Source organism: Nocardioides sp., assembly GCF_016462705.1.
Taxonomy (GTDB): Bacteria; Actinomycetota; Actinomycetes; order Propionibacteriales; family Nocardioidaceae; genus Nocardioides.
In genome coordinates, this window is the sequence record NZ_JAEMSS010000159.1 from 1 (window position 1) to 9,451 (window position 9,451).

Annotated in this window: 11 protein-coding genes; 7 read left to right on the forward strand and 4 right to left on the reverse strand. The window is 73.3% G+C overall.

The genetic code is table 11. From position 1 onward, the window contains the following. From JHD21_RS17225 to JHD21_RS17235, 3 genes are all read left to right on the forward strand, one after another. Positions 1–368 (forward strand): pyridoxal-phosphate dependent enzyme (locus JHD21_RS17225; RefSeq protein WP_292677667.1); only part of this gene is annotated, 368 nt, incomplete at its 5' end. 47 nt (positions 369–415) lie between these two features. Continuing rightward, positions 416–691 (forward strand): MoaD/ThiS family protein, encoded by a 276-nt coding sequence (locus JHD21_RS17230; protein WP_292677669.1) that lies wholly within the window; start codon positions 416–418, stop codon positions 689–691. A gap of 101 nt (positions 692–792) precedes the next feature. Beyond that, a complete protein-coding gene (locus JHD21_RS17235) occupies positions 793–3,174 on the forward strand; it encodes an EAL domain-containing protein (protein WP_292677671.1) in 2,382 nt (793 codons plus the stop codon). A gap of 34 nt (positions 3,175–3,208) precedes the next feature. On the opposite strand, the gene JHD21_RS17240 is transcribed toward JHD21_RS17235, so the two are convergent. Genes JHD21_RS17240 through JHD21_RS17250 form a run of 3 tightly spaced genes read right to left on the reverse strand, consistent with a single transcriptional unit; the run spans position 3,209 to position 5,600 of the window. Next, positions 3,209–3,871 carry a hypothetical protein gene (locus JHD21_RS17240; protein WP_292677673.1) on the reverse strand — a complete coding sequence of 221 codons (663 nt, stop codon included), beginning with the start codon at positions 3,869–3,871 and terminating at the stop codon, positions 3,209–3,211. 40 nt (positions 3,872–3,911) lie between these two features. Beyond that, positions 3,912–5,186 (reverse strand): DUF6596 domain-containing protein, encoded by a 1,275-nt coding sequence (locus JHD21_RS17245; RefSeq protein ID WP_292677675.1) that lies wholly within the window; start codon positions 5,184–5,186, stop codon positions 3,912–3,914. A gap of 48 nt (positions 5,187–5,234) precedes the next feature. Continuing rightward, complete coding sequence (locus JHD21_RS17250) at positions 5,235–5,600, reverse strand: YciI family protein (protein WP_292677677.1); 366 nt, start codon at positions 5,598–5,600, stop codon at positions 5,235–5,237. Positions 5,601–5,699: 99 nt separating this feature from the next. Between JHD21_RS17250 and JHD21_RS17255 the strand changes: the two genes are divergently transcribed. Genes JHD21_RS17255 through JHD21_RS17270 form a run of 4 tightly spaced genes read left to right on the forward strand, consistent with a single transcriptional unit; the run spans position 5,700 to position 9,136 of the window. After that, complete coding sequence (locus JHD21_RS17255) at positions 5,700–6,560, forward strand: SGNH/GDSL hydrolase family protein (RefSeq protein WP_292677687.1); 861 nt, start codon at positions 5,700–5,702, stop codon at positions 6,558–6,560. A 9-nt stretch (positions 6,561–6,569) separates the two neighbouring features. Beyond that, positions 6,570–7,427, forward strand: coding sequence for a hypothetical protein (locus JHD21_RS17260; RefSeq protein ID WP_292677679.1), 858 nt, complete (start codon positions 6,570–6,572; stop codon positions 7,425–7,427). Positions 7,428–7,463: 36 nt separating this feature from the next. Beyond that, complete coding sequence (locus tag JHD21_RS17265) at positions 7,464–7,976, forward strand: SigE family RNA polymerase sigma factor (RefSeq protein WP_292677681.1); 513 nt, start codon at positions 7,464–7,466, stop codon at positions 7,974–7,976. Beyond that, positions 7,973–9,136: a hypothetical protein gene (locus JHD21_RS17270; protein ID WP_292677683.1), complete on the forward strand. Its 1,164-nt coding sequence runs from the start codon at positions 7,973–7,975 to the stop codon at positions 9,134–9,136. Before JHD21_RS17265 ends, JHD21_RS17270 begins: the two co-directional genes overlap by 4 nt. Positions 9,137–9,140: 4 nt before the next feature. Here the strand turns inward: JHD21_RS17270 and JHD21_RS17275 are convergent. Next, on the reverse strand, positions 9,141–9,451 hold a 311-nt coding region (locus JHD21_RS17275), incomplete at its 5' end, for a hypothetical protein (RefSeq protein WP_292677685.1).

A 9,451-nucleotide genomic window follows, 5' to 3' on the forward strand; every position in this document is an offset into this window, starting at 1 on the left:
TCCGCCCGGTCAAGCCGGACACCATCGCCAAGAGCCTGGCCATCGGCAACCCCGCGGACGGCATCTACGTGCTCGACATCTGCCGGGAGACCGGCGGCGCGGTCGAGGACATCACCGACGAGGAGGTCCGCGACGCGATCGTGCTGCTCGCCCGGACCGAGGGGATCTTCACCGAGACCGCGGGCGGGACCACCGTCGGCGTCCTCAAGAAGCTCGTCGAGACCGGCCAGCTGGACCCGGACCTGGACACCGTCGTCATCAACACCGGCCACGGGCTCAAGACCCTGGACGCCGTCTCCGACCGCGTCGGCGCCGCCGTGACCATCGAGCCGACGTACGCCGCGTTCGCCGCCACCGGCCTCGCCTGACCCAGCCGCCGCAGTCTGAGCACCCACCCGAGAGCGAGAGAGCAGCCATGAGCGTGTCCGTCCGGATCCCGACCATCCTCCGCACCTACACCGGCGGCGACTCGGAGGTCACCGCGACCGGCGGCACGCTGCAGGAGGTCCTCGATGACCTCGACAACAGCTACGCGGGCATCAAGGCCCGGATCCTGGACGACAACGGCGAGCTGCGCCGGTTCGTCAACGTCTACGTCGGCAACGACGACGTGCGGTTCCTCGACAACCTCGCGACACCGACGCCCGACGGCACCCAGATCTCGGTGATCCCCGCGGTCGCGGGCGGCTGACCACCCGGGAAGATCCCCGCTCGGATCTTCCCATTCCGCCTCGGGCGGCCCGCCTTCCACTCGATACTTGGGCTGGAACGGCGACCGAGGAGACCCCCCACATGGCGAGCCATCGAACCCGGCTGCGCGATTCGCGCAGCTATCAGTTCGACGTCGGCCTGTGCCTCCTCGGCATGGGTCTCCTGGCCTGGGCGCTCGCCAGCGGCGTGGAGCGCGACTGGGAGCTGGGGGTCGCGGCCCTGGTGGGCATCCCCCTCGTGGCCGTGGTGGCCCGGTTCCCCATGGTGCTGGACGGGGAGGACGGCGGGATCGAGATCGGGTTCGACTCCAGCATCCTGATGTTCCTGCTGTGCACCTTCGACGCGTCCTCCGCGATCGCGGTCTGGGGTGTCGCGGTCATCCTGACGCAGCTGATCTCGGGCAAGCGCCCGACCGCCCAGGTCTTCAACGTCGGCGCCGGGATCCTCGCCGCCGGCGCGGCCGCCGCACTGTTCCACCTCGTGCGCGGTCCCGAGCTCGGCACCCCCCGCGAGCTGCTGGCCATGGTCGCCGCCGCGGCTGCGTACTTCTTCGTGGACTACGTCCTCTCGGCGCTCTCGGTCTCGATCGACACCAGCTCCCCGTTCCGCAACCAGCTGGTCCAGCGCGGCACCTTGATGGCGATCGCCGCCTTCGTCCCCTTCGACCTGCTGGGCTACCTCGCCGCCGTGCTGCTCCGCAACAGCCCGTGGTGGATGCTCGTCCTCTTCGTGGTCCCGCTCATCACCCTGCTGCTGTCCACCCGGGCCGTGGTCCGCGGACGCGAGGACGCACGCCGGCTCACCGTCCTGCTCGAGGCGGCCGTGCGGGTCCAGTCCGTCCACGTGCCGGACCAGATCGGTGACGCCCTCCTCTACGACGCCCGCCGGCTGATCCGCCTGGCCGACGTCGAGCTCCGGGACTGGGCACCCGGCCCCGACGAGGTCGGTGCCCAGGTCAAGCGGGGCAAGGAACCGCTCTGGGTGGTGGCGCCCGCCCGGGACCGGGCCAGGTCGACGGTCGCGGCCGACGAGCAGGCGCTCGGGGCGCTCGCGGTGCTCGGTGCCGACGCCTACGCCCGGATCCAGCTGACCGCCGACATGGTCCACTACGCCCGCCACGACCCGCTCACGGACCTGCCCAACCGCGGCATCCTGCTGGACCGCGTGGCGCACGCGCTGCACCGGTCCCGGCGCAGCCAGGTCCGGGTGGCGCTGCTGTTCCTCGACCTCGACTCCTTCAAGCCGGTCAACGACCGCTACGGCCACGCCGCCGGCGACGCCGTGCTCATCGAGGTCGCTCGACGGCTGGTCGAGTGCACGCGGTTGAGCGACACGGTGGCCCGGCTCGGAGGCGACGAGTTCGCGGTCCTGCTCGAGGACATCACCATCAGCGAGGCGTTCGAGATCGCCGACCGGATCCTGGAGAGCCTGAGCCGCGGCACCCAGGTGGGCACCGACACCGTGCCGCTCGGGGGGTCGATCGGCATCGCGTTCGGCGAGGGCATCGAGTCGTCGGAGACCCTGCTCCGCAACGCCGACCTGGCGATGTACGAGGCCAAGGGCCGCGGGAAGGCCCAGGCGGTGGCCTACGAGCCGGCGATCGGGCGGGTCCGGATGGAGGGCCTCCAGCAGGTCGAGGAGCTCCGGCGGGCCATCGACGACGACGCCCTGACGGTCGTCTACCAGCCCGTCGTCACCGCCACCACCGACCGGATCGTCGGGGTCGAGGCACTGGTCCGCTGGCACCAGGACGGGGTCCAGGTGCCCACCGAGGAGTTCATCCGGACCGCCGAGGCGACCGGCCTCATCATCCCCCTGGGTGAGCGGGTGCTGGCGAAGGTGGCGCGGGACGCTCCCGCGCTCCGCGCGGCCGCCGGAGGACGGATCTCGATGAGCGTGAACGTGTCACCGCGACAGCTGCGTGACCCCGAGTTCGTCGGAGTCGTCGCGGGCGCGGTCCGGGACATGGACGGCACCGGCCTGGTCCTCGAGATCACCGAGCGGGAGGGCGTCGCCGACGACACCTCCGTGCTGGAGGCGATGCGGCAGATCACGGCACTCGGGGTTCGGTTCGCCGTCGACGACTTCGGCGTCGGCTTCTCCTCGATCGGCTACCTGCACAGCGTTCCCGCCCACGTCGTGAAGATCGACGCCTCGCTGTCGAGCGAGATAGACACCGACGAACGCGCGTGCTCGGTCCTGGCCGGCATCGTCACGATGGCCGGGGCGCTGTCCCTCGACGTGGTGGTCGAGGGCATCGAGCGCCAGGGCCAGCTGGAGAAGGTCCGCGACGTCGTGGGCGCCCCCCTGGTCCAGGGCTACCTGCTGCACCGCCCGATGCCGCTGGAGGCGCTGCTGCCCGTGGTCGCCGACAACAGGCACGGCGAGGTCCCGCCCCCCGCCGAGACCCCGGCGTCGCAGTCCGACTCCGACTCGGGAGAGCTGCTGGCTCCGATCGCCTGACGCCTGATCGCCTGGAAACGCGGGACCGGGGTCGTCAGTGCGCCACGTGGGGCCCGAGCGCGATGTCGGCGAAGGACTTGTAGTCGGGCAGGTCAGGTCCCTGGTCGACGAGGGTCAGCAGGTGGAACTCGGTCTGCCACCAGGCGTCGGTCTCGAACCGCTGCAGCCGCGCCAGCAGCGCCTCGAGCTCGGGTTCGGTCGCGTCGGCCCGCACCCCACCCAGGCGCACGCGGGGCTGGAAGACCCGCCGGTCCACAAAGAGCCGCAGGCTCTTGGCGGCCTCGTGCACGCCACGGATCACGGTGAGCAGGTCGTCCAGGTCGCCCTCGAGGTCGACCCAGATCGAGGGGTCGGTCTCGGACTCGAGCGTGCTGCACCCACCGAGCCGCAGCCGCGGCGAGGACCACCCGCTGGCCGACTCGCGCAGGGCCTCGGCCAGGCGGTTGGCGTCGTGGAGCGCGAGGTTGCCGAACTTGGCCATCGGCAGGTTGACGTCGATGGCCCGGGCGAGGTCCAGGACCGGGCCGGGCCGCTCGGTCTCCGCGGGGCGCTTGGACCGGAGCAGGCGCAGCCGGGACGCCTTGCGGCGCCCACCCGGTGGCGTCTCGATCAGGCCGTCCGCGGACGCGGCCTCCGCGACCGACCAGATCTCGTCGAGGATCTCTTGGGGGGGCACGATGGCGGCGTACAGGAACACCTGGCCATTCTCACGCATGAACCGGCCCGAACGGTGCTTCTCAGCCCGGAACGCCGTCGCGGCCGACCTCCCCACCCACCTGCCGTCGCCGGTGGGCGAGGTGGGCCCGCTCGGTCTCGTTGCCGCACACAGCCAGTGCGGCGGTGTAGGCGACCACCGCCTCGTCGGCGAGCCCGGCCCGCGCCAGCAGCTCCGCCCGGACCGCGTCGTACCGGTGACCGAGCCCCGCCCGACCGGCCAGGGGAGCCAGGGCGGCGAGACCGGCGAGGGGGCCGTCCACCTCGGCGACCGCCACCGCCCGGTTGAGCCGCACCACGGGGGACTCGCCCAGCGCGAGCAGCTCGTCGTAGCGGCTCACGATCCTGGCCCAGGCGGTGTCCGCGGCGCGGGGGGCGATCGCGTGCTCCGCGGCGATCAGCGCCTGGAGCAGGTAGGGCGCGGGCGGGTCGTGGACGAGCGGCTCCAGCAGCGCGAGCCCCTCGGCGATCTCGTCACGGTGCCATCGGGTGCGGTCCTGGTCGGGCAGCAGGACCAGCCTGCCGTTCTCGACCCGGGCGTCGCGCCGGGAGTGCTGAAGCAGCATCAGTGCGAGCAGCGCGTCGAGGGAGTGCTCGTCCGGCGGGTGGGGCCACCCGGCCAGGAGCGAGCGGGTGAGCCGGACCAGCCGGATGGCCTCGGCCGAGACGTCGGCCCGGAGCAGGTCGGGCCCGGACCCAGCGGCGTACCCCGCGGTGAACGCGAGGTAGGCGACGTCCGCCACGACGCCCAGGCGGGACCCCAGCTCGCGGCCCGTGGGCACGGTGAAGGACCCGTGGGCGAGCGACTTGCGAGCCCGGGTCAGCCGGGCCGCCATGGTGCTGGTGCGGACGAGGAACAGCCGGGCGAGGTCCTCGGTCGGCACGCCGAGCACCATCCGCAACGTGAGGGCGGCGGCGGCCTCGGGCCGCAGTGAGGGGTGGGCGCACAGCAGCACCAGGCGCAGCCGCTCGTCGGCGAGGCCGACCGGGGAGCCGTCGTCGGCCATGGTGCGGCTCGCGTCGACGGTGAGGGTCGCGTCGACCGCGAGCATCGGGAGGGTGCGGGCGGCGACCGACTCGTGCCGCAGCCGGTCGACGACCCGGCGGCGGGCGGCGGTCAGCAGCCATGCGGCCGGGTTGCCAGGGGAGCCTCCGGGCAGGGACGGCCAGGTGCGGGCCGCGGCCTCGACGGCGTCGGCCAGGCCGTCCTCCGCCAGGTCGAGCCGGCGGTACTGCGCGACGAGCAGGGCCAGGAGCCGGCCCCAGTCGTCACGGACCGCCCGCTCGACGGGCGTCATCCGCCGTCAGCTCCCGTCAGCTCCGGGTCGGCTCCAGGTCAGCTCCCGTCAGCTCCCGTCTGCCGCCGCGGCGAGCGGGCGGACCTCGATCACGTCCTCGCCGTCCATGAGCACCTCGCACACCTCGAGCAGACCCTCGGGGTCGTCGGTCTCCACGAGGTAGAAGCCGGTGAGCTGCTCGGCGGCCTCGGCGTACGGGCCGTCGGTCACGGTCGTCGCCCCGTCCGCCGACCGGCGCAGCGTCCGGGCGTCGCGGGAGTGCGCGAGCTCCGCTCCGCCGGTGACCTGGTGCCCGCGCTCCTCGAGCAGCTTCGCGAACCGCTCGTGCAGCCCGTAGACGCGTTGTCGCTCCTCCTCGCTGCTCGCCTCCCAGGCATCCTCGTCACCCGGCAGCAGTACGGCGTAGCGGCCCATCCTGGTCTCCTTCGTCGTGGTCAGTCTGACACCGGGATGACGGCCGGGGGAGGGCTGGATCGACACTCCCGTTCACCCGGATCTGGTTGGACCGTGACGATGACTCCTCGGCAGCGGACCCTCGGCGTGACCGTGGGCATCACCCTGGGCGTGACCACGGTGCTGGGGCTCGCCGGGTACGGCGCCCGCGAGCTCCTGCGCCTCCAGGCGCAGACCGCCCGGCGGCTGATCGGGAAGCCGCTGGGGGAGGAGGCGGTCGCCGCGGACCGGACCTGGCGGCGCCGCTACCGCCGGCCCGACGTCCGCCCGCTGCGTCTGCTCGTCCTCGGTGACTCGATCGCCGCGGGACTGGGTGCCCAGCGGCGCAAGGAGACCCTCGGCGCCCGGCTGGCGATCCGGCTGGCCAGGGCCACCCACCGTCCGGTGCGGCTGCGGACCGAGGCCGTCGTGGGCGCGGAGTCCTCCGACCTGGCCGCGCAGCTCGCGCGGCTCGAGCCCGACTACCGCGCCGACGTCGCGGTCATCGTGGTCGGCGGCAACGACGTGACCCACCGGGTCCCGGTGTCGACCTCCGTTCGTCACCTCGCGAGCGCCGTGGATTCCCTGCACGCCCGGGGGACACCGGTCGTCGTGGGCACCTGCCCGGACCTCGGGGCACTGCGGGCGGTCCCGCAGCCCTTGCGGAGCCTCGGCGGCCTCGCCTCGCGGCAGCTCGCGGCGGCCCAGCGCGTCGCGGTCGTCTCGCGGGGTGCGCACGCAGTCTCGCTCGCGCGGGTGGTGGGGCCGTTCTTCGCGAGCAACCCCGACGAGATGTTCAGCCTGGACCGCTTCCACCCCAGCCCGCTCGGCTACAAGCGGACCGCCACGGCGATGCTGCCGTCGGTCCTGGCCGCGCTGGGGCTCCTCGACGAGCTCCCGGAGGGGCACCACGCTCCGGTCCGGAGGCGGTTCGGAGAATAGGGTGACGCGGTGCTGGTGCTGCTCGTGACGTTCTCCCTGCTCCCGGACGGCGAGGCTGGTGGGGAGCTCGTGGTCTCGGCTCTGGCCGACCGGGGGATCGAGAGCCGCTGGGTCGTGTGGGACGACGCGTCGGTCGACTGGGCGACGGCGGACCTCGTCGCGGTCCGCTCGACCTGGGACTACCACCGCCGCACCGCCGAGTTCCTCGCCTGGGCCCGCAAGGTCGAGACCGAGACCCGGCTGCTCAACGGCGCGGACGTGTTCACCTGGAACGCCGACAAGAGCTACCTCGTCGACCTCGCCGCCGACGTGCCGTGCGTGCCCACCGCGCTCCTGGACGACGCCACGCTGGTGCGCGGCCTCGAGGACGCCCTGGGTCGATGGGGGGAGGTGGTGGTGAAGCCGCGCACCGGTGCGGGTGGCGTCGGGGTGGTCGTCGCGTCGAGCGTGGACGACCAGCGGCTGGAAGGGCTGACCGCGGCGCCCTGGGTCGTCCAGCCGGTCGTCCACTCGGTGCGGAGCACCGGGGAGACGTCGGTCCACGTCCTCGGCGGCCGCGCGGTCTCCCAGGTGGACAAGGTGGTCGCCTCCGGTGACGGGGTGAGCGACATCCGGGTCCACGAGCTCTACGGCGGGCAGAGCCGGTCGGTCGACCTGGGGGCGGAGCAGTCGAGCCTGGCCGAGTCAGCCGTGAGCGCCGCCGCCCGCCGCTGGGGAGCGGACCTGTCCTACGCGCGGGTCGACATGATGCTCTGGGACGGCGCCTGGGCGGTCAGCGAGCTCGAGCTCATCGAGCCCGGCCTCTACCTCGACGTCGACCCGGCGAACGCGGGCCGGTTCGCCGATCTCGTGGAATCGTTGCTCTGATCCCAACCTTTCGAGGGGGAGGGGCGTTCCCTGGTCGTGGAGTCGGAGTCGGAGGCGTCGTTCACGCGCTGGGCGGGCGATCGCCAGCTCGCGCTGCTGCGCACCGCCGTCCTGCTGACCGGTGACCACCACCGAGCCGAGGACCTGGTGCAGGACGCGCTCGCCAAGGTGGCCGCCCGGTGGGAGCGGCTGCGTGACGAGGCTCCCGAGTCCTACGCCCGGAAGGTGATCGTGCGCACGAACATCTCGTGGTGGCGCAAGCAGCGACGCGAGGTCGTCACCGAGCCGGGGGACCGGCCCGTGGACGGCGGGGAGCCGTCGGTGGACCGGCGGATCCTGCTCGACCAGGCGCTGGCCCGGCTGACCGCGCGGCAGCGCGCGGCGGTGGTCCTGCGCTACTACGACGACCTGCCCGAGCGCGAGACCGCCGAGGCGCTCGGTGTGAGCGTCGGCACCGTGAAGAGCACCACGCACCACGCGCTCCGCCAGATGCGCGAGTCGTCACCGGAGCTGGCGGAGCTCCTGGGTGCCGTCGAGGAGGTCCGATGACCGACCAGATGCTGCGGGACCTGCTCGAGGAGCGGGTGTCCGGGGTGGCCGTGCCCGACCTCTCAGCCGGGGCGTGGCGGACGGGTCGACGGGCACGCCGACGCACCCGGCTCGCCGTGCTCGGGGCCGCGGCGGCGGCCACGGCCGCCGTCACCCTGGGGGGCGCGGTCCTCACCGGCACCGGCCGGACGACCCAGCCCGCGCCGCCGCCCGGCGGTCCGACGCTGACGTCGGCACCGACCCCGCCGACCGCGGAGCCCGACGCGAGGTACGAGGGGGTTCCGGTCTGGTGGAGTGTCGGTCGCGAGCAGGAGGGCGACCTGTCACCCGTCGACGACTCTCCTCTGCCGGAGGTGATCGACCTCCGATCCGCGCCGACGGCCGAGAGGCCGGACCGCGCCGTGGCGGCGTTCGCGGTCGGCGACCAGGTCCGGCTGGTCGACCCCTCAGGTGCGCAGTTGAGCCTCTCGCTCGACCGTCTGGACGACGTGACCAAGCCCAACGGCTACCGCTACCGCCCGGTGAGCCACTCGATGCTGTCGCCGACCGGCGAGTACCTCGTGTTCCCGCAGGACGACAGCGTCGAGGTCTACACGCTCGCGACCGGGCAGTGGCGTTCGATCGACACCGGTGACCGGGTGACCCGCTTCGTGACCTGGGTGGGCGACGACTCCTTCGTTCTCCCGGGGTCGGCCTCGGGCGGGGGCGACGTGCTCGACGTCCGGGGCGACCTCGTGAGCCCCGGCGGCACTCAGATGCGGTCCCCCCGGTTGCGGCCCGGCTTCGACACCCGGACGGCCCAGGCCTTCGGGCTCACCCGTCGCTCGCCCGGGGGGAGCGAGGCGCAGGCGTGGGGGATGGGCGTCCCCGTTCCGGTCGCGGATCCGGGCAAGCACCTGGCGGAACCCGAGTTCGTCGCGGCCCGGGTCGGTGGGGTGACCAGGGTCCTCGCGATCCTGTGGGAGATCCACGACGAGGGCCGCTACCTCCAGTGCTGCCCGGTCGCGGGGTGGCTGGACGACCGCACCCTGGTCTACGAGTCGCGACAGACGGACCCCGCCCTGGTCGCCTGGACGGTGGGCAGCGACGAGTTCCGCCTGGTCTCCCGGATCGAGGGCAGCTACGCCGTCGCCAGCTTCGCGCAGCTGTGGCAGGACTAGGGCATCAGCCGAGACCCAGCGCGACCAGGCGGATGTCCCCGCCGTTGTCGCTGGTGCTCACCGGGCCCACGGTCCCCACCCGGATCACGACGGTGTGGGTGCCCGCGGCGACGGAGGGAAGCACCCCGGTGAACGTGAGCAGCTTGCTCGCCCCCTGGTTGGCGTTCGCGCCCACCTCGCCGAACGCGCCCGGCACGGTGACGCCGTCGACGGTCACGCTGACGACCCGGCTGCACGCCGAGCCCGCGCCGCACCCCACGCTGAAGGTCCCGGTGGCGAGCACGACCACCTTGCCGGTCGCGGCGAGGGTGACGG

Bases quoted from the DNA above. Each gene is read 5' to 3' on its own strand.
- JHD21_RS17230 (WP_292677669.1), top strand. From the start codon at position 416: ATGAGCGTGTCCGTCCGGATCCCGACCATCCTCCGCACCTACACCGGC.
- JHD21_RS17235 (WP_292677671.1), top strand. From the start codon at position 793: ATGGCGAGCCATCGAACCCGGCTGCGCGATTCGCGCAGCTATCAGTTC.
- JHD21_RS17245 (WP_292677675.1), bottom strand. From the start codon at position 5,186: ATGACGCCCGTCGAGCGGGCGGTCCGTGACGACTGGGGCCGGCTCCTG.
- JHD21_RS17250 (WP_292677677.1), bottom strand. From the start codon at position 5,600: ATGGGCCGCTACGCCGTACTGCTGCCGGGTGACGAGGATGCCTGGGAG.
- JHD21_RS17255 (WP_292677687.1), top strand. From the start codon at position 5,700: ATGACTCCTCGGCAGCGGACCCTCGGCGTGACCGTGGGCATCACCCTG.
- JHD21_RS17270 (WP_292677683.1), top strand. From the start codon at position 7,973: ATGACCGACCAGATGCTGCGGGACCTGCTCGAGGAGCGGGTGTCCGGG.